We start from the raw sequence: 21737 nt of genomic DNA, 5'->3' as shown, positions 1-21737 counted from the left end.
GATACATATTTTATTGATAGCTCTTTTTAATAATGGAGGAATATAAATGAAACGTACTGCTGTATATCCTTTTACTGCGATTGTAGGACAGGAGGAAATGAAACTGTCCCTTATTTTGAATGTTATTAACCCGGCCTTGGGTGGTGTTTTGATTAAAGGTGAAAAGGGCACGGCGAAGTCCACCGCTGTGCGCGCTCTTGCCGAGCTGCTGCCGCCGATGGCGGCTGTGCACGGCTGTCGCTTCCACTGTGACCCGCACAGCAGCCAGCTGTGCGATGACTGTACTGCTAAGCTGCAGGCAGAGGGCACATTGCCGGAGGAAACTATCAACATGCGCGTGGTTGAGTTGCCTGTAAGTGCTACAGAGGACCGCGTTGTCGGTACATTGGACATTGAGCATGCGATTAAGCATGGTGAGAAAAAGTTTGAACCAGGTATTTTGGCGCAGGCCAACCGCAACATTTTATATGTAGATGAAATCAATTTGCTGGATGACCATGTTGTTGACGTGCTGCTGGACGCCGCTGCCATGGGCGTAAACACTGTTGAGCGTGAAGGTGTTTCCTATTCTCACCCCGCACGCTTTGTGCTGGTAGGCACTATGAACCCCGAAGAGGGTGACATCCGCCCGCAGCTTTTGGACCGCTTTGGTCTGAGCGTTGTCGTGACCGGCGAGCATGATCCGCTGCAGCGCGTAGAGGTAATCAAGCGCCGTCTGGCTTATGAAAATGATGCTGAAAGCTTTATCGCTGGTTATAAGGAAGCACAGGAGGAGCTGGCAGAAAAAATTATTGCTGCCGGCAAGCTGCTGCTGGAGGTAACTATTGATGACAAGCTGCTGGAAACTGTGGCTAAGCTGTCGGTAGAACTGGGCGTAGACGGCCACCGTGCGGATATTACTGTGATCAAGACAGCGCTGACTTTGGCTGCCTTCAACGGCCGCAAGCAGGCTAACCTTGATGACCTGAAGGAAGCAGCTAAGCTGGTGCTGCCGCACCGTATGCGCCGCCGTCCGTTTGAAGAGGGCGAGCTGGATTGGAATAAGGTAGAAAGCTTTTTGGCTGCCGAAGCCTAAGGAGCGTTGACTATGCTGAAAAATAATCTCTATCCCTTTACTGCGGTCGTGGGGCAGGAGGAGGCTAAAAAGGCCTTGCTCATTGCTCTTGTCAACCGCAGAGCAGGCGGCCTGCTCATAGGCGGTGCCAAGGGTACGGCAAAATCCGTGCTTGCCCGCAGTGTGCAGAGTCTGATTGGTGCGCAAACACTGCTGACACTGCCGCTGAACGTAACAGAGGATATGCTTTTTGGCAGCATTGACCTGGAGGCTGCCGTAAGCCTGGGCGAAAAACGCTTTTCACCGGGTATTCTGGCACGTGCTACGGATAACATTCTTTATATTGATGAAGCTAATCTGCTGCGTCAGGAGCTGCTGACAGCAGTGCTGGATGCCAACAGTGCAGGCATTAACAATGTAGAGCGTGACGGTATCAGCTGCAGCCATGAGGTGCGCACGACCGTCATTGCTACGATGAATCCGGAGGAGGGAACTCTGCCCGGACATATATTAGACCGCTTCGGCATGTATGCCGATATGCAGGCACTGCAGGATATCGGTCAGCGCGTGGAGGTTATCCAACGTGCATTGGCATATAGTAACAATACCCTTGCGTTTTGTGAGCAGTATGCGGAAGAAACCGCTGCCTTGGCAGCGAAGGTGCAGGCAGCGCGTGAGCTGCTGCCGCAGGTTGAGGTGAGCGATGCGATGCTGATGCTTGCTGCTCAGCTGTGCTCGCAGGCCTTTTGTGCTGGTCATCGTGCGGAGATTTATCTGCTGGAGGCTGCGCGTGCTATCGCTGCTTTGGCTGATCGCACCTATGTGCTGCCGAAGGACGTGGAGGAGGCCGCACAGTTCGTGTTGCCGCACCGTATGCGCAAGCCGCCCGAGCAACAGCCCGAGGAGCAGGAGCAACAGGACGATAACCAAAACGAAGATGAAAATGAGCAGGATAACGAAGATAATCCTGACGATGATAATAACGACGAGGACAACGAAGATAACCAGCTGCCGCCACCACCGCCATTGGATAACGGCGATGATGACGAAGATGACGAAAGCGACGAGGACGAGCAGCAACAGGAGCGTAATAATAACAACTTGGCACCGGAGGAGCAGCTTGCCGATATCGACAAAAGCTTCCGCCTGCCGAAGATGCTGCTGGATTTGGGCAAGGACCGCAATGTGCGCCGTGGCAGCGGCAAACGCAGCGTGACCAAGACTGACCTGAAGCAGGGACGTTATGTGCGCGCCGAACAGCCTAAAAGCAAGGTTACGGACTTGGCCTTTGACGCAACCATCCGTGCTGCAGCGCCGTTTCAGCGTTTGCGTGAGGATAACGGCTGTGCGCTGAACATCAAGGAGGAGGATTTACGCCAGAAGGTGCGAGAAAAACGCATCGGCAATACCTTCCTGTTTGCAGTGGATGCCAGCGGCTCCATGGGTGCACGTGAGCGTATGCGCGCCGTTAAGGGTGCCATTTTCTACATGCTGCAGGAGGCGTACCAAAAGCGTGACCGCGTAGGCATGATTGCTTTCCGTCGTGATAAGGCGGATATGCTGCTGCCGATTACCCGTAGCGTGGATCTGGCGCAGAAGCGTCTGGCAGAAATGCCGACCGGCGGCAAAACACCGCTGGCAGATGGACTGGCGCTGTCGCTGCAGACGCTGGCCATGCTGAACAAGCGTGACAGCGAGCTGGAGCCGATTCTGATTGTCGTAACCGACGGACGCGCGAATGCCGTGCATGAGGGTGAAAAGGATCCTGTAGCTGCAGCGATAAGTATTGCCGAAAAAATCGCTAAGGCTAAAATTACCTCGGTGGTTATTGATACGGAAAGCGATTTTATCAAGCTGGGCCTGGCAAAGAAGGTTGCCGCCGCTATGCAGGCCAATTATTACACGCTGCAGAAGCTGTCTAAAGAAAATATAATTCGTATTGTAAGAAATTTGAATTAAAGATAAGAGTATAGTATACTAATAGATATATTAGCATACAAAGGAGTGGAGCTTTTATGAAAAAATTGCTTATTTTATTGATGACTTTATTTTGCTGTGCAACCGCTTTTGCTGCGGATGCAGACAAGAAGCCTGCAACTCAGGAGGGTATGAACTGGGAAATCAGCATGATGCCTAAACCGAGCGAAGAAGAACAGGAGCAGGCACGTTGGTCTATCGTTGTAGAAAATAACGTAGGTATTTATGCTTACGATATGGATTCCCTGACCTTCAGCAAGGTTACTAATGGCCTGCCAGATAAAAATATTATTTCCGTGCTGACGAAAACCGTTTTTACCGATAAGGATATGCTGAAAAAGCTCAATGAAAAATATAAGGCTTCTCTGACTAAAAAAGAGAAGGTGCAATACTGTGAAATCGTCATGACCTTTAATCTGCAGGATAAAACCTACGGCGTAGAGGTAATGGATGTTTATGGCAGCAAGAAAACTCTGCTGAGCCATCAGGCTAAGGAACTGAAGTTTGTTCCTGTTCCGGCAGGCAGCTTTGCTGAGGCTATGCTGGAAGTCTGCCAACAGGCCGTAGCTGCTGATGCTCAGGCAGCAGCGAAATAATGCTGCGCCCCGATTTTACTCAGGCAAAAAACTATATATTACAACACAAACTCCTTAGTCTGCTTGCTATCTGTGTGATAGGCATTACTTTGACACTGGGCCTCAGGCATCTCTCCAACCAGTCTACGTCAAAAAAAGCAGTAATGAAACCTATTGTGCACACGCAGACAGTAAGCAGACGACCATTGTATAAAAGCATTAATCTTTTTGGACAGCTCAAGGCCAAGGCACAGATTGATATCATCAACAAGTATGCCGGCATCGTCGATGAGATTAATGTGGATTTGGGCAGCAAAGTGCAGGCCGGAGATATCCTTCTGGTGCAGCATCTTGATGATGCCCGCGCCGAAATGCTCAAGGCCAAGGCACGCTATGCCGAGGCCGGAGCTAATGCGGCAACTACGGATGTGAGCTACAGCACCAGCCTTACTCGCTATGAGGCTGATTATAAGCTGGCGCAGGTCAACGCGGAGCGTTACCGCAAGCTGTATGCGCAGGGCGCTGTTTCCAAGTCTGAGCTGGACAGTATGGAGCAGACGCTGGCTAATAAAAAAGCGCAGTACGATGCTTTGGCGCAGCAGGTGGATTATGACGGCACACCATCGCAGGTCTACCGTCAGGAGCAGATTGCTGCCAGACGCGAGCAGGAGTACATTATTGCGCAAAACAAGTATCACGATCTGATTTTTAAGGCACCACGCGCAGGTATTATTACCTACCGCGATGCAGAAGTGGGTGGCTATGCGCCTGCAGGGAGCAGGCTGCTTACCCTTTTGGATGACAGTGGTTTTACAGTGGACTGCGATATTGCAGAGGCCGAGGCTGCTTCTGTGACCGTTGGCACGCAGGTTGAGCTGAAGCTGGAGGCGATTGGCGAAATATGCCGGGGTACTGTTGTTTATGTGAGCCCAGTAAGAAGCAGGGAAACAAACAAATTTACCCTCCGCATCAGGCTGGATGAGCCTGGCTCCAACGTAAAGGCAGGCTTGTTTGCCAAGGGTGAATTGCGTTTTCTGCAAAAGCCATCCACTATATATTTACCTAAAAATGCCGTTCTCGAACGGGATGGCAAATATTTTGTCTATGTGCTGGGCAAGGGTAATAAAGCTCTGAAAAAGCCTGTTACTACCGGTGCAAGTAATAATGAAAGTATTGAAATAGTGCAGGGTGTGAAGATAGGCGAAACGGTTATCCTTGATAATCTTGCGCGTCTGCGTGACGGCATGGTGGTTGAGGTGGCCAAGGAGGAGGCGAAGTAATGAATATTACACGCTTTTCTATTAAACGGCCTATCGGTATCTGCATGATTTACATATTAGTCTGCGTCCTCGGTCTTATCAGCTTCTTTCGCATTGGCGTGGAGCTGTTGCCGGACGTGGACTCTAAATTTATCAGCGTCATTGTCAACTATCCGGGCGCCAGTACGGAATCTGTCGAACAGCAGGTGACGAAGCCGATTGAGGACGAGCTGTCCTCAATTTCGCACTTTAAGCAGGTGCGTTCCGCTACACGTCCCGGACGTGCGGAGATTTTTGTCGAGCTGGACAGTCAGGCCGATGCTGATATGGTGGCTATCGAGGCAACGAAAAAAGTCAGCCGTATCCGTAAGAATCTTCCAGAGGATATTGATGAGCCTGCAGTGCTCAAGCGTTCCTCCGAAGAATATCCTATTATCCAGATTGCAGCAACGTCTAAGGATAACCTGGACGATATTTTTGCCTTGGCAGACAGCAGCTTTAAGGAGCGCTTGCAGCAGGCAGCCGGTGTAGCCGATGTTGACGTTACCGGCGGACGTGCCAAGGAAATCGCAATCGAGGTTGACAAGGATAAGCTCAATTATTACGGTTTGACTCTGCAGGATATTATTACAGCGGTGCGCAAGGAAAACGTTATTGTTTCTTCCGGCTCCGTCTATACTGATGCTTTGGAAAAAACCGTGCGTCTGCAGGCGCAGTACAAGGCTCCAGAGGAGATTCAGCACCTGCAGCTTAAGGGTGCGGGCGGCAGATACATCGAGCTGGGGCAGGTGGCTAACGTGCAGGCCAAGGATAAGCGTGCTGTGGCCTATAGCCGTGTTGACGGCAATGAGGCGGTATCGCTGGAGGTTTATAAGGCCAGCGGTGCCAATATCGTCGACACAGCAGACGGCGTGCTGCAGCAGCTGGAAACGCTGCGTAAGGATTATCCGGACTACGTTTTCACAGTTGTTTATGACCAGTCGCATTTCGTGCGCGATTCCCTGAGCAACACGCTAAAAACGCTGCTCGAAGGACTTGTTACCACGGGACTTGTTTTGTATCTGTTCCTGCGTGGCTGGAAGTCCTCTATGGCAGTTATGATTGCTATTCCTACCTCGCTGATTGCAACCTTCTTCCTGATGTATCTGGCAGGCTTTACCTTCAATATGATGTCACTTATGGGTATGGCGCTGTGTATCGGTATTCTTGTAGATGACTCCATTGTTGTGTTGGAGAATATCCATCGCTTTCTGGCGATGGGCAAAAGCGCCGACGTGGCAGCGGAGGAAGGTCGTAATGAGATTGGTATGGCAGCAATCGCTATGACGCTTTGCGACGTGGTGGTATTTTTGCCGATTGCCTTTATGCAAAGTGCGACAGGACAGTTTTTCAAGCAGTTTGGCATGACGATTGTTTTTGCTACGCTGATGTCGCTGGTCGTTTCCTTTACGCTGACACCGATGCTGGCTTCGCGCTTTTATAAAAACGGCGTGGAGGAGCCTAAGGGCAAGCTGTGGAGCAGGCTGGATGCCTTTGAGGCGCAGACAATAGCAAAATACGATATTCTGCTGCGCAAATGCATAGAAAAGCCGAAGAAGTTGGTGCTGGGAGTGCTGGCAGCCTTCGCAGTGGCGGTGGCGCTGGTACCGCTTGGTATAGTTGGTTCGGAGTACATGCCGCGTACCGACGAAAGCGCGATTCAGGTGAATATTGAGCTGCCTACGGGCTTTAACGCTGACCAAACCAACGAGGCCTTGCTGCTGTTTGAGGATTATTTGGCCAAGGTGCCGGAAATCGAGCATTATATGACTAATGTAACGACCACACAGAGCATGGGCAAGCTGATTATCGCGCTCAAAAGCAGCGATGAGCGCAGCAGGGACGTGTGGCAGGTAGCACAGGGCATCCGCAGCTTTGCCAAGCAGAATCTTGGCGAAATCAAGGTGCGCGTCAATGAGATTCAGTCATCCGTTACCGGTGTTTCGGGCGGTCGCAACCTTGTGCGCTCGCCGGTACAGGTGGAGCTTAAGGGCAGCGATATGGACCAGCTTGTGGCTGATTCCGCTAAGGTGGAGCAGATTTTTGCTTCGACTGCAGGCCTGAAGGATATCAAAAATTCCTATGTTAAAGGCATGCCGGAGCTGAAGGTGACGGTGGACCGCGACAAGCTTAAATATTATCACGCGACAGTCAATGATGTGGCGCAGTCCTTTAACGCTGCCATTGGCGGACGCAGTGCCGGCGTTCTGGCGAACGATGTGCAAAACCATGGCAATGACACCGATATAGCAGTACGCTTTGCCGGTGGCAGTGGCTATGATATTGAAGACGTGCGCGCTATTCCGGTGCAGACAGGCAGAGGAAGCGTCTTTCTTGGCGACCTTGCTGACGTAGAAGAGGGCGTAGGCCCGATTACTATCCGTCGCGTGAACAAGGAGCGCATTATCAACATCCAGTGTAATCTGACGGACAGACCGCTGAATGAGGTAGTTAAGGAGCTGACGCAGAAGCTCAATGCCGCAGGTCTTAAGAGTAGCTATGCTTTTTCCGGTCAGGCGACCACGATGAACGATTCCTTTGCCGAAATGGCTATGGCATTGTCGCTGTCACTTCTGTTGATTTATCTGCTGCTGGCAGTGCTCTATGAATCGGTATTTACTCCGTTCATCCGTATGTTTTCGCTGCCGCTGGGCATTATCGGTGCCATCTTCTGTTTGCTGCTGACGCATAATACAATCAATCTGTATTCACTTATCGGTATTCTGGTTATGGATGGTTTGGTAGCGAAAAACGGCACGTTGCTTTTGGACTATACGCTGACGCTGATGCATGAAGGCATGACGGCGAAGGCTGCGGTAATCGAAGCAGGCAAAACTCGTCTGAAGCCTATCTTTATGACAGCACTGACGATGGTGGTGGGCATGCTACCGACGGCGCTGTCGCTGAGCGCAGGCTCGGAAACGCGCGTTAGCATGGCGTGGGTTATCATCGGCGGTATGATAACGTCGACGGTATTTACGCTGTTGGTGCTGCCGATACTGTTTTTGTGGTTGAAAGAAAAATTTCCTAATCGAATTTAATAATAAATAGGAATATATATTGCGTCAAAACAATTTATATAGTATACTATTTGTAAGTAAGAAGAAGTTCTAAACAATTATAATTTTGTTAGAGCTTTTCTTATATACTATCAGAAGAGCAACTTGCGCCTTTGCTGATTATAAAAGCAAGGGCGCATTTTTTATAGCTATATTGCCGTATAGCCTGTTAGTTTGCTTGATGCACTTAGTAGCTCGTGGCCATACAAGACTGGACGGGGGAAGGGTGGTCAAAATAAATATTTTTAAGGAGTATGAGTAAAACATGAAGTCAAATTTTTCCAAGGGCATGCTGATGACAGCCCTCATTACCGGTACTGTTTTATGTAGTAGTGCAGCTGCGTTTGCCGAAGAGCTGCAGGAGTATTCTTTAGATCAGGTTGTTGTAACAGCCACAAGAACAGAAAAGCGTGATGTTGAGGTTCCTGCAACAACTAACATTATTACAGAACAGGAAATTAAAAATCGCGGTTATGTAAGTGTATTTGATGCGTTGGAGCAGACTGTTGGCATTCAAAGCTATTCCTATACCGGCGGTGAAGGCGATAATGGCAGCTCTACGGGCCGTACCTATATCCGCGGTTTAGACAAAGGCACTTTGGTTTTGTTGAACGGTGCACCTATCAACCTGAACAATTACAATTCAACCGCAGGCATTCCTATCAGTGCCGTAGAAAAAATTGAGGTTGTAAAAGGCTCTAATTCTGTTCTTTATGGCAGTGAAGCTATGGGTGGCGTTATTAACATCATTACCAAAAAAGCTGGAAAAATTAACAACAGCATTAAAGCTGTAGCAGGTAACTATAAAAAGGGTTATGAGGTTGCTTCCAGCGGTGATAAATATATTTTGAGCTTCAGCCGTGACTATTATAAAAAATTTGAGAACTCTTCTATCAACTACAAAGGATTCGATACAGACAGACGTGCTTATACCAAAAATAATCTGTTCGCAAGCGTAAACTTGGCTAAAGATTTTACGCTTAATTATATGCATACGGAAACTAAAAATACTGGTATGACATATCTCAATCCTGACGGAAGCATGAATAAAACTTCTTATAGCTATAATGATGAAAGAGATAATGTAGCTTTACTCTATAACAACGAACAGGATAAGCTCAAATCTAATTTATCCTTCAACAGAAGAAGAATAGACGGTAAGCAATATAAAACTAACGGACAGGTTTTAAGAAGCGGTTCCAGCAGCAATATTATTCTGTACACCATTAACTACGATATTAACAAGGACTGGACTTTATCCGATAAAGCAACATTGCTGACCGGCGTAACTGCCAACAAAGAGCATTATGAAGAAATTGCCAATAGAAGCAACGCTATTTCCAGAGACAGCCTGGCAGCTTATTTCTCCTGGAATCAAAAATATGATGATAAGTTCTCTACTAATATCGGTGTAAGAGCACATTATGTAAAAAATAACGGCTTTGATGGCGCACACAATGTATATCTGCCGCAATTACAGACCTTATATAAACTGAATGAAAATACCAGCTGGTATATTAACGTTGGCAAGGCCTTTGAAATGCCGGCAATCAATTCCAGATACTCCAGAAGCAAAACGGGTTCTAATGGTGCGTTGAAGCCTCAGGAGGGCTGGACCTATGAAACCGGCTTGAAGAAGATTACCGATACATCCTCTAGCAAATTAGCTGTGTTCACAATGAGAATGGATGATAAGTTTGCCTGGAAAAAATATAATCAATTAGGCATTATTCCTCCGGCGGGAATTGATCCCGATACATATATTCAGGTAAATCTTGGCGAATTTAAAAACACCGGTGTTGAATTCGAATATGATAAAGTAATCGGAGAACATTGGAGATACAATTTAGGTGCAACCTATCAGGATCCTTTGGCTAAAGATGCCGGCAAGTGGACTCAGCAATCCTCCAGATACCAATTTACTGCAGGCGCTAAGTACAATTACAGCAAGCTTGGCGTCGGTGTAAACCTTTATTATTTGGGTGATAGAGAGGATGCATCCTACGGCAGCCTGCATAAGCTGAAAAACATTATTAAGTTGAATTCTGTTATTAACTATGATCCTGACAAAAATAACAGTATTACCTTAAATCTTTACAACCTCTTAGACAGAGATAATTCGATCAATGTCAGTGAAAATCTGGATAAACCGTTCAACTGGACTTTGTCCTACGAATATCGCTTCTAATTACTTGATTCTCCACAAGGTGGCGCAAAACTGCGTCACCTTTTTAAAAACAGCATGTTTTAAAACACCGCTAATACTCTCGGTAAAGTAATATTCGTTTAAATTTGAAAGGGAAAATATGTATCGCTTAATCCTTATGCTTGTTATAGCCTGTATTCTTTCCGGTTGCACAACAGAAAACTTTAGCCAATCTGCGAAGTTTGCAGGCAAAGATAACGCAATCGTTGTAACGGACGATACCGGTTATCAGGTAAAACTAAAGAAGAAGCCGGAAAAAATTATGACCAACAATATTTATCTTGATAACATCCTTTTGGGATTAGTGGAGCCTGAAAAAATGCTGTCTGTATCTAAAAATATGGATAACTCGGCAAAATCGTTTGGCAATATGGTAAGTTCATTGGTCGAAAATAAGATTACAAATCCGGGATTGGAAGCAGTTCTGGCTTTCAAGCCGGATATATTCATTGTTAATGAGGTAATTGGTGCAGATAAAATTCAGTCTTATCGTGATATGGGTATACCTGTTTATGTTGTAAGGTTGTCTACAAATATAGAAGAAGTCAAAAATGAAATTATCAAGCTTTCCCGGCTAGTAGGTGAAGAGCAGCGTGGTAAGATTTTAGTCCAAAAAATGAACGATAAACTGGAGAGGATTGAACGCAATATACCACAAGAGCTTCATTACAGTAAAAGTACTGTTCTTGTATCAGCCAATTACGCGTCCTACGGAGGCAAGGGTTGCATGTATGATGATATCTGCAAGCATGCCAAGATAAGAAACGGTATTGCAGATTTGGGAATGAATACCGGACAGACAGTCAATAAAGAGGTCATGATAGAGATAAATCCGGATTTCTTCTTTCTTGCAAAGCCATGGAAGGATAATAAGGCTAAGGATGAGAAATTGCTGGGTGAGTTTTTAGCTGATAAGAGCTTAGAAAATTTGCGAGCGGTAAAAAACGGGAATGTAGCTCTGCTTGATGAAAAATACATTTTTATCGGTCATCAGAATTGCGTATGGTCGGTGCAGAAGCTGGCACATTTGGTTTATGGTGACTGTGTTGTTTTAGAGCCGGAGGAGTTTTTGAAAGGGTTTTGATAATTAAGCATAAAAACATCATGATTAATTACATTTACAGCCTTGAATAGTAACTGAAAAAGCGGTGCGTTAGTGCCGCTTTTTTTCTTGTGATTTTTTATGAAAAAATCATGAAGATTAAGTGGATAAATGGTTTGAAATGATATATAATGTTAACTAGATGAGTTGATATACAGACATTATTTTGTCTATTGTGAAGCCGCCGGCATATGACCATGAAAGACTGGATATGCAGGGACTTTTCGATAAATATATTTTCATAGGAGTATGAGTAAAATGAAAAAAGGATTGTTAATGACTGCATTGATTACCGGTACTTTGATGTGCGCAAGTACAGGTGCTTTTGCCGAAGAGCTGCAGGAGTATACGCTTGACCAGATGGTTGTAACTGCGACGAGAACCGAAGCAAGAGAATTAGAAGTTCCTGCTGCTGTTAGTGTTATCAATGCTAAAGAAATCGAGAACAGCGGCGCCAAAACTGCTTATGAGGTTATTGAGCGTCAGGTTGGCTTTACCAACAATGCTTATGGCCCCGGCGGTCGTGAATTCGGCGGCAGCTCTACCAGAACTGTTCTGCGTGGCCTTGATAAGGGCACCTTGGTAATGGTTAACGGCGCTCCGATTAACATGATGAACTACAACAGCATGGAGGGTATTCCTGTAGAGGCTGTTGAGAAAATCGAAATTGTCCGTGGTGCTCAGTCTGTACTTTACGGTGCGGAAGCAACCGGCGGTGTAATTAATATTATTACCAAGAAAGACGGTAATCGCACTACTATTTCCGTAGGTGCCGGCAACTATGATAAAAAATGGGGTTTATTCAGCTCCGGTAAAGGCTATACAGTTGCTGTCAGCAAGGATTATCTTGGTGATGTAGACCAGACTAATAAGGTTTTTGAAAAATCTAGCAGAAAATGGAAATATCGCGACAGCAGCAAGGATAACGCTTTTGTAAGCTTATCTCCTACCGATAAATTGAGCTTTAACTTTGCTCATACCGAGGGCAATTATTACAGAGATTCCTATACCGTGAAAAACGGTGTAGAAACCGGTGCCGGCACAGCTTATTATTACAAAGACAGACGTGATAATGTAAGCGCAATCTATAATGATAAGGATAATCAGTTCAAGACAATTGTTTCTTATAATAAACGTGTAGTTTCTCCTTACCAGGCAACTCTTAAAGGCTTTGTATATGGACCTAATAAACGTGCTAAATCCTCTGACTGGAATCTGAATACTTTAACTTGGGATACCCAGAAAGCATGGAACTTACGCGATGATAAGGATACCTTGGTTCTTGGTATGACTATTTCTAAAGAAGAAGCAGAAGACAGATACGAGCATATGCAGGGCGAACGTAAGAATTATGGCTTATATGCATCCTATAAATATGCATTTTCCGATAAATTTGATGTAACTGCCGGTATTCGCGGTCAGCATATTAGCGAGGATTATATCAAAGGTCAGGATAAGACTAAGAGCCATAACGAATTTGTTCCTCAAATTCAGGCATTGTATAAGCTCAGCGATAATATTTCCTGGTATGCTAATGCTGCCAAATCCTATCAGCTGCCGCCTCTGAACCAATTCTTCTCTCATACGGGAGATAGTGTTGGTGATTTAAAACCGCAAGAGGGCTGGACCTATGAAACCGGTATCAAGCACATCACTGACACAGCATCCGTAAAGGCCGGCGTATATCATATGGATATAGATGCTAAGTTTGATTGGGTTGATATCGGCCTGCCGAATAAGGTTCTGAAGAATGTCGGCAAATTCAAAAATGATGGTTTGGAAATTGAGTATAAAAAGCATCTCAGCGATCAGTTCAGCTATAATTTAGGCGCTGCTTTCTCCAATCCTAAAACTAAAGAAGAGGGCAAGGATTTCTACAAGCAATCTGATGCTAAGCTGCAATTGACTGCAGGTATTGATTATACTGTCGGTAAACTGTCCAGCAACTTGAACTTCCTGTATTTGGGTAAACGTGAAAGCTCCTATTATAACAGCTTAGGCTCTAAAGGCAGCGATCACAGCATTCCGCACAGAAGTCTGTTGAATGCTAACTTCACCTATAAAGCTGATGAGCATCATTCCGCATCCCTGACCTTGAATAATCTCCTTGACAGAGATGATACTATCAACAAGTATGAAAACTGGGGTATGCCGTTTAACTGGATGCTGACCTATAACTATACCTTCTAATTTAATAAAACAGCTGAGGCGGTGCGCAAGCGCCGCCTTTTTGTATAAAAAATTTTCATAAAACTCTTGCGTATAGCGTAGCTATATGGTTTAAAATAAGATATAATGTTAACTAGATGAGTTGGTGTATAAATACTATTTTGTCTATTGTGAAGCCAGTGCATATGGCCATGAAAGACTGGATATGCAAGGGCTTTTCAATAAATATTTTTGATAGGAGTATGAGTAAAATGAAGATGACAAAAGGTTTGTTGATGACGGCGTTGATTACCGGTACCTTGATGAGCAGTACAGCTGCTTTTGCCGAAGAACTGCAGGAGTACACTCTTGACCAGATGGTTGTAACTGCTACCCGCTATGAGAAAAGAGATGTAGAGGTTGCAGCTTCTACCGAGGTTCTTGATACTAAAAAACTTGAGCAGACAGGTGCGACGAACTTGTATGACGCACTTAAATTCGGTGCAGGTCTGGAAGCACATCAGTATGGTCCGGCAGGCAGCTCTATGGGTAATATGACCAGTAAAATTGTTATGCGTGGTAATGCCAACGGTACGCTGGTCCTTGTTAATGGCATTCCGTTAAATACTCGCGGAACATATGATTTGACAGATATTCCTGTTGAGAATATTGAACGTGTTGAAATTGTCCGTGGCGGCGGTTCTGTACTTTATGGCAGTGAAGCTACCGGCGGTGTAATCAATATTATTACTAAGAAAACTAAACAGAATTATGTTAAAGCTGCTGTAGGTAACGACGGCCGTCAGGAATATAGCGGCAGCTTCCAGGCTGAAGGCTTTGGCTTTGGTTATAAATATACCAAAGTAGGCACTACTGAAAATGTTGCCAGTGATGGCAGAGATTGGAAAGGTCCTGAAAATAACAATTTTGATTTAAGCTATCAGATTAATGAGAGATTGCTGTTTACTGCGGGGCACAATGATTCTAAGTATCATTACATTACCGAAGGTAAAAAGGCTACCGATACCAAACAACATGTTAAACGTAACAATCTTCAATTAGCTTATGATGATAACGGCTTCAAGGCAACCGCTTATTATGTTGACAGAAACCGTGAAAAAGATGCCATTACCTTGAAAACCGGCAAATTAGCTTACGATGAAGAAAATAACAAAAACTTTGGCTTGGATTTACAGAAAACCTGGAATCTGAATGACGGCGATGTAGCATTGGTTGGTGCTAACTATAAAGCAGAACAATATACACCGTATGAACAAGCTATGCAGAGCAGAAATAACTATTCTGTTTATGCTTCCTACGAAAAACAATTTGATGAGAAGAATACACTTGCATTAAGTGCGCGTGAATCCTGGACTACCGGTGCACCTAATGATTATAACAATACCAACTTTAGCGGACAGGTTCAGTATACACATAAATTAGCAGAAGATACTAATCTGTATGCCAGCATTGGCCAATCCTATAAGATGCCTGATTTACATCAGATTTATAAGACTAAAGCCGGTGCTGACTTAAAGGCTCAAACCGGTATGCATTATGAGTTAGGCTTGAAGAAAGATTTTGACGATTTCAGAAAAGCAAGAATTGCTTTATTCTCTTATAAAGTAAAAGACAATATTACAGCTAAGTATGACGAAAAACTTGGTGATTTTACTTATGAAAACGAAGATTTGAAGAATACCGGCATCGAGGCGGAATACTCCTTAAGTGCTGATAAAGGCTTCGGTTACAGCTTATCTGCTTCCTACAGCAGTCCTAAAACCAGAAATATGAAGAAAGGTGTTGTTGGTGACTGGGAAAGAGATTACGCAAAATTATATTTTAAAGCAGGACTGACTTATAGAATGGATAAGTTCAGTGCAGCCTTGAATGCAGCTTATACCGGCGACAGAGTATTGTCTGATAAGGATACTACACCGTCCTTGATTACTAATTTCAATGCTGAATATCAGATGACTAAAAACGGCAGTGTTTTCCTGACAGTTAATAATATTTTGGATAGAGAAGATATTTCTTACAGATCTTCTTCCGCAGAGTATTACTATACTCCGATTAATTTCCTGATTGGTGTAAAATACAGCTTCTAACATTTAACTCCACGGCGGCGCGTTTGCGCCGCCTTTTAATATACCACCAAAGCAAAAGCGAATTTTCAGAAAAATTATTTGACTATCGTAACCTTCTCTGCTAATATAATAAGCACAAAGACTAGTCAGAAAAATCAGAAGAAAGGCTATGAATAATAAATGGTAAAAATAAAGCAAGATCTATTGAATTCCATTAAAGAATTTACTCTTATGGATGACCCGTTTATGACCAAGGTTTTTGAAGATGACATAGAGCGTACGCAATTAATATTGCGGATTATTTTAGAAAATGATACAATCAAAGTAAAGAAAGCATCTACACAAAAACGTCTTAAAAATCTTCAGGGAAGGGACTTACAGCTTGATATTTTAGCTGAAAAAGCTGATGGCACCAAGTTCAATGTCGAAGTACAGAATGAAAGCAGTGGCGCCATTCCTCAAAGAGCGCGCTATCATATGAGCCTGTTGGATGCCAAAAGCTTGCCGAAGGGTAAGTATTTTGACAAAATCCCTGAGAACTATGTTATTTTCATTACAAAGGAAGACGTGCTTAAAGGACTGTTGCCGATTTATCATATTCATAGAACGATAGATGAGAATGGTAGCAACTGTGCAGATGGCTCGCATATTATCTACGTTAATGCCAAAATTCATAATGACACTCCGTTAGGAATGCTGATGCATGACTTTTGCTGCAAGAATCCTGATGATATGCATTATAAAAAGCTTGCCGAAAAAATTAGATACTTTAAAGAAGATAAGGAGGGCTTGGATAAAATGGGCGATGTAATGGAAAAGCTTATAGCGAAGCGTGAAAAAGAAGCCTTAGAAAAAATGGCAAAGAAATATGAAGCTAAAGCTGCTAAAGCGCAAAAGGAAGCTCGTATTAGCTTTGCCAAAGAGATGCTTGCCAATAATGAAAGCATAAATAAGATTGTTAAGTACTCTAAGCTTTCGGTGAAGGAAGTGCGTGCGCTGGCTGCTAAAATGAGCGCCTAGGGATACAAATTAATAAAAACATTGATCACCGCTATGATTAAAGACGATTCTGGCGGTGATTTTTTTATTTGCAAAAATTTTTGCAAATATCTTTCCTATAAAGTAGCTATATAGTTTAAAATAAGATATAATATTAACTGAATGAGTTGATATACAGATATTTTTTGCCGATTGTGAAGCTTGTTGCATATGACCATGAAAGACTGGGTGTGCTGGGGCTTTTCAATAAATATTTTTGATAGGAGCAAGAGTAAAATGAAGATGAAAAAAGGCTTATTGATGACGGCTTTGATTACCGGTACGGTAATGAGCAGTGCAGTTGCTTTTGCCGAAGAGCTGCAGGAGTATTCGTTGGACCAAATGGTTGTAACAGCAACAAGAACAGAAAAAAAGGATTTGGATATTCCGGCTGTTGTTGAGGTTTATTCTGAAGAGCAGATTGAAAAAAGCAGTGCTGCCAATGCTTATGATGTATTGCAAAATACATTAGGCGTTAATACACAATCTCAAGGTTTCAATGGTACCGGTATGAGTACAATGACCAGTAAGGTTATGATTCGTGGCGTTGAAAAGGGCACATTGGTTTTGGTTAATGGCGTTCCTATGAATCAGGACGGTAAGTATAACCTGGAGGATATTCCGACTGAATCCATTGAAAAAATTGAGGTAGTAAAGGGCGGTGGCTCTGTTTTATATGGCAGTGAAGCTACCGGCGGTGTAATTAATATTATTACCAAGAAAGCAATGAGCAATACTGTTAAAGTTGCTGCGGGCAATTTTGGTAAGCAACGCTATAATGTAAGTGTCGGTGCAGATAAATTTAACATTGTTGCCGGCTATGAGAAGCGTGGTAAAGCCGATAATATGAGTGGCTATATAGGTAAACCGACCGCTAAGACTACTGTCTATGATTATGGTAAGGGTGATAGAAAGAGTGTTTTGTGGAATTGGAAAATGCTTGACGGTTTAACCTTTACGCATAGTTATTCAAACAACAAGCATGAATACTGGCAGAAAAAAGCTTTGTCCGGCGAGCGTACGCAAAATAACTATTACGAAGATACCGACAATATGTTCTTACTTCAATACGATAAAGATGGTTTAAAGGCTAATGTATCTTACGGAACTCAGGAAAAATCATATGATCAGTCTAAGTTTGCGAAGGGTGCATGGTCCGCAAAGACTCCTTATAGCTGGCGCAAAGGACATAATACAAATATTGATTTACAAAAAACCTTTGATATGGGAGAAAATAAGTTGTTAGTCGGTGCTGGTTATCAAAAAGAAGATATGGATTTATTCTCTTCCAGCAAAAATAATAATAGCACCTATCAACGTGATAACTATTCTGTCTATGCTTCTTATGATTGGAAGGTATCCGATAAATCCAATTTAATTTTTAATGCCCGTGAAACGTGGGCAACGGGCTGTGACGGCTATCAGAAGGATAATAAAACTGGTACTAGCAAATATACTCATAATGACAACTTAAGCAAATTTACTCCTGAACTGCAATATATTTATAAGGTGAGCGATGATAGCAGTTTTTATGCAAAGATTGGTAAATCATTCCGTTTGCCTAATTTGACTCAAATTTTCGGTAACGGTAATATGAATCCTGCGCTTGATTTGAAACCTGAACAGGGAACACATTATGAGATCGGTTATAAATCGAATATTGGCAAAGGCAACTTGCGATTTGCTTTGTTCAATTATAAAATCAAGGATTCTATAGACGCTGACGTAAAATATGATAAAGACGGCTTTATTGATGAAGTAGACTATTTCAACGAAGATGTTAAAAACACTGGTGTTGAATTGTCTTATGCAATAAAGCATGATGATAATTGGTCAACACGTTGGGGTGCTACCTACCAAAATCCTAAAGCTCAAAATATTCATAACTACGGTGATATGGATTGGCATCAAATTTATAATAAATATCAGCTGCAAGGAGCTGTTGATTATACGCAAAGTAAATTTGCTGCTAGCATGTCTGTAAACTTTGTAGGCGACAGGATGTCTACCAGAGCCTCTATCACCAAACCTCAAAGAGAAATCAAGCCGCAATGCTTTACTGATTTGCATTTTACCTATGCACCCGAGAAAAATCAAAAGGCATTTTTGCACATTAACAACATATTTGACAGATTAGATATTACAAGCAACAGCACATCGAATTTTTATTCCTTGGGCCGTAACTTCATGGTTGGCTACGAATATAGCTTCTAACACTTAACCTTTACGGCGGCGCAAATGCGCCGCCACTTTTATATAGCTTTTTCTGAACTTGCAGATATGCTATAATACGTATGAAAGGATGGTGCTTAATATGATTTATCCATATTTGACACTAAATGATGGAACTGAATATACGCATTCGGAAATGAAAGCGGACGGTACTGTTTTAGTATACGTGGAAACACCTGATGCAGAAGATGGATTTCACAGCCTTTTATGCGTTTTACCGAAATACGAAATCAAAGATGTAATTGGCTATACAAAAGATGAACAGGAGAAAATTTTAGCAAGAATCAAAAAAAATGCTCATTTGATAATTAAATATTCGCAAATTGGAGGGTTTCAATCAGATGCCGCAACTGCTTAGATTTGGTCCCTATAGAGTATATTTTTGGTCTAATGAAGGATTGCCGCTGGAGCCTGTTCATGTGCATGTTTCCGATGGAATGCCACATGCAGATGCAACCAAAATATGGATAACTCAAAGCAAAAGGGCTATGATAGCAAATCCGCACGACAAAAGAATTCCTTCTAAAATACTTAATCGTTTGGTTGAAATGATTGAAGCACAGAGTGAAGATATTATTTCTGCCTGGATTGAAAGATTTGGTGAGATTGAGTATTATTGCTGACTTACCTCGGAGGTGCAAAATGAAAAAGATAACTCTCCTGATATGCCTCATGCTTTGCGGTCTTTTTGTTGTTGGCGGAGCAACTGCCAGCGCCGCAGGCAAGAAGCCTATGGATAAGGAAAAGGCAGTGAACGGCCTGCATGACAGCTTTCTCTTTGACAAGGAAGAGCTTGGCGAGCTTTTTGACAGCGGCATCAGCTATATGGAGCTGAAAAAGCTCTGCCTGCATGCCTATGCAGCGAAAAAGCCGGTGAAGGAGGTTGCGCAGCTGCGCGATAAATACGTGTGGACGCGTGTTGATTATCTGCTGGGGCTGACGCCGGAGAAGCTGGCGCGTGCCGAGCATGAGTACAAGGTTGACCGTATCCACCGCCTGTTTGGCCTGGATAAAAAGCTGGTAGACAAATACATGCGCATGGGTTACGCTTCGCATCAGGTGAAGCGTGCGATGTTCCTGGCGCGCCACTGCGACAAGAGCGTGGAGGAGCTGCTGGCAATGAAGACACGTCAGCAAAAATGGGGCGATATCTGCGAGCAGCTGGGACTGCCGCGTGATGCGTGCATGAAATAGTAAGTTTTTACCTGAAGCCTTGGGCGGCGCGCTTGCGCCGCCTTTTTTCGCTTGTATAAAGAAATTTTTAACTCCAAAGTTTTTCGCCTACAAAATAAAAAATGCTTAAAAATCAGAAGTTTTTCGTTTACAAAAGAAAAACTTTTAGATTTTAGTGAGTTTTTCTTATGGAGAAGAAAAACTTGCGTAGGATTATCCTTTCTGTTATGATATAAAGGACAAAGAAGTATAATGCTAGTTTGGGAGAGGAGGATTTGTATGATTGTACGTCAGACATATTTGGAAAAACTAAAATTGATGCGAGATAAAAAGATTATCAAGGTTATTACAGGTGTGCGTCGTTCCGGTAAGTCGACACTGCTGGAAATGTATAGAGATTTTTTAGTAAGCAGCGGTGTGCATCCTTCATGCTGTCAATATATAAATTTTGAAGATTTGCGTTGGGAAAGTCTTAAGGATTATCATGCTTTATATAATCATATCCTGGAAAACTTATCCCCTAATGAAAAAAATTACATATTCTTAGATGAAATACAAATTATTTCTGAGTTTCAAAAGGCTATCAACAGTTTGTTCTTACGTGATGATGTAGATATTTATATTACTGGTTCTAATGCATATTTGCTTTCTGGTGAATTATCTACATTGTTGTCTGGAAGGTATATTGAACTGAGCATACTACCGTTGTCGTTTAAGGAGTATTGGGAATTAGTCGGTGGAGATAAAAAGACGGCGTTTAATAAATATTATCTTAATGGTGGCTTTCCTTATGCTGCAACTATTGATAACAAAGAAGTTCGCTTGGAATACTTTAGAGGTATATTCAACACTGTTTTACTTAAGGATATTGTTGAACGCAAGAGGATTTCAGACGTAAAGCTCTTAGAAGATGTAATACGATTTTTATTTGATAATATAGGAAATATAGTTTCAACTAAAAAAATAGCTGATACCTTGAACAGTAATGGCAGAAGGACTACATCAGGGACTATTGATAACTATATTCGAGCACTAAAAGATGCTTTTATTTTGTATGAAGCAAATCGCTATGATATCAAAGGGAAAGAGTTCTTGAAATCACTGGAAAAATATTATATCGTTGATATAGGCTTGCGTAACCTTTTATTGGGTGAACGCACTCGCGATATCGGACATATTCTTGAAAATATTGTTTATCTGGAGCTTTTGCGAAGAGGATATCAGGTCAGCATAGGCAAATTAGATTTGCTCGAAGTAGATTTCATTGCTCAAAAAGAGGATAAGCGCATTTATTATCAAGTATCAGCAACGGTTTTAGATGAAAAAACATATGAGCGTGAGTTTGCTCCGCTAAAAAAGATTAATGACAGCTATCCTAAGTATGTGCTTACTCTTGATGAATTACCGATGGGTGAGGATGGGATTGAGCAAAAGAATATCATAGATTTTCTTTTGGAAGAAAATTGAGTCAAGTAGTTATATTTCTTCCTACATCCAAAAGTTTTTCGCCTGCAGAAGAAACAATGCTTAAAAATCAGAAGTTTTTAGTTTAGAAAAGAAAAATTTTGAGTTTTGAGTGAGTTTTTCTCATACAGAAGAAAAACTTGCGTAATATATACATTGCTTGCTGTTGCGCAGTTATTTTGAAACTGTAACCTGCTTTACATTATTCACTGCAAAATAATCGGAAGTACGCAAAGTGTAATATTTTCTTGACACTATTAATGCAGAGTGATACACTAGGCACAACTTCCCAAAAGACCACAAACCGTTGAGACGGAGATCAAG

The 21737-nt window shown here is 43.0% G+C and carries 15 protein-coding genes; all 15 read left to right on the top strand.

The window, feature by feature from the left end; genetic code table 11:
• Positions 1-46 precede the first annotated feature (46 nt).
• The 15 genes from Q7Q81_RS05860 to Q7Q81_RS05790 all read left to right on the top strand — a co-directional run bounded on the left by Q7Q81_RS05860 (position 47) and on the right by Q7Q81_RS05790 (position 21416).
• Entirely contained in the window at positions 47-1075 is a 1029-nt protein-coding gene (locus tag Q7Q81_RS05860) for an ATP-binding protein (protein ID WP_304274347.1), read from the top strand.
• 12 nt (positions 1076-1087) lie between these two features.
• Entirely contained in the window at positions 1088-3013 is a 1926-nt protein-coding gene (locus tag Q7Q81_RS05855) for a VWA domain-containing protein (protein ID WP_304274345.1), read from the top strand.
• Between the two features lie 56 nt (positions 3014-3069).
• A complete protein-coding gene (locus Q7Q81_RS05850; RefSeq protein WP_210684345.1) occupies positions 3070-3627 on the top strand; it encodes a hypothetical protein in 558 nt (185 codons plus the stop codon).
• Between the two features lie 143 nt (positions 3628-3770).
• Positions 3771-4886, top strand: a complete 1116-nt coding sequence (locus Q7Q81_RS05845; protein ID WP_304274342.1) for an efflux RND transporter periplasmic adaptor subunit — start codon at positions 3771-3773, stop codon at positions 4884-4886.
• Positions 4886-7945 (top strand): efflux RND transporter permease subunit, encoded by a 3060-nt coding sequence (locus Q7Q81_RS05840; protein ID WP_304274339.1) that lies wholly within the window; start codon positions 4886-4888, stop codon positions 7943-7945. Before Q7Q81_RS05845 ends, Q7Q81_RS05840 begins: the two co-directional genes overlap by 1 nt.
• Positions 7946-8228: 283 nt before the next feature.
• Complete coding sequence (locus Q7Q81_RS05835) at positions 8229-10151, top strand: TonB-dependent receptor plug domain-containing protein (protein WP_304274336.1); 1923 nt, start codon at positions 8229-8231, stop codon at positions 10149-10151.
• A 118-nt stretch (positions 10152-10269) separates the two neighbouring features.
• Positions 10270-11253 carry an ABC transporter substrate-binding protein gene (locus tag Q7Q81_RS05830; protein ID WP_304274333.1) on the top strand — a complete coding sequence of 328 codons (984 nt, stop codon included), beginning with the start codon at positions 10270-10272 and terminating at the stop codon, positions 11251-11253.
• 276 nt (positions 11254-11529) lie between these two features.
• A complete protein-coding gene (locus Q7Q81_RS05825; RefSeq protein WP_304274330.1) occupies positions 11530-13461 on the top strand; it encodes a TonB-dependent receptor plug domain-containing protein in 1932 nt (643 codons plus the stop codon).
• Between the two features lie 230 nt (positions 13462-13691).
• Positions 13692-15527 carry a TonB-dependent receptor plug domain-containing protein gene (locus tag Q7Q81_RS05820; RefSeq protein WP_304274328.1) on the top strand — a complete coding sequence of 612 codons (1836 nt, stop codon included), beginning with the start codon at positions 13692-13694 and terminating at the stop codon, positions 15525-15527.
• Between the two features lie 159 nt (positions 15528-15686).
• Positions 15687-16526, top strand: coding sequence for a PD-(D/E)XK nuclease family transposase (locus Q7Q81_RS05815; RefSeq protein WP_304274325.1), 840 nt, complete (start codon positions 15687-15689; stop codon positions 16524-16526).
• Positions 16527-16781: 255 nt separating this feature from the next.
• A complete protein-coding gene (locus tag Q7Q81_RS05810; protein WP_304274322.1) occupies positions 16782-18758 on the top strand; it encodes a TonB-dependent receptor plug domain-containing protein in 1977 nt (658 codons plus the stop codon).
• 100 nt (positions 18759-18858) lie between these two features.
• Positions 18859-19134: a hypothetical protein gene (locus Q7Q81_RS05805; protein WP_276768295.1), complete on the top strand. Its 276-nt coding sequence runs from the start codon at positions 18859-18861 to the stop codon at positions 19132-19134.
• Entirely contained in the window at positions 19118-19399 is a 282-nt protein-coding gene (locus tag Q7Q81_RS05800) for a DUF4160 domain-containing protein (protein ID WP_276768297.1), read from the top strand. Before Q7Q81_RS05805 ends, Q7Q81_RS05800 begins: the two co-directional genes overlap by 17 nt.
• 19 nt (positions 19400-19418) lie before the next feature.
• Positions 19419-19970 (top strand): hypothetical protein, encoded by a 552-nt coding sequence (locus tag Q7Q81_RS05795; protein WP_210684351.1) that lies wholly within the window; start codon positions 19419-19421, stop codon positions 19968-19970.
• Positions 19971-20228: 258 nt separating this feature from the next.
• Positions 20229-21416 carry an ATP-binding protein gene (locus Q7Q81_RS05790; protein ID WP_304274319.1) on the top strand — a complete coding sequence of 396 codons (1188 nt, stop codon included), beginning with the start codon at positions 20229-20231 and terminating at the stop codon, positions 21414-21416.
• The last annotated feature ends 321 nt before the right edge of the window (positions 21417-21737 follow it).

This window comes from Phascolarctobacterium succinatutens, from assembly GCF_958453765.1.
GTDB classification, from domain to species: Bacteria; Bacillota; Negativicutes; order Acidaminococcales; family Acidaminococcaceae; genus Phascolarctobacterium_A; species Phascolarctobacterium_A succinatutens_B.
The sequence above is the reverse complement of the archived record's forward strand: the minus strand, read 5'-3'. Positions and strand labels throughout refer to the sequence as shown.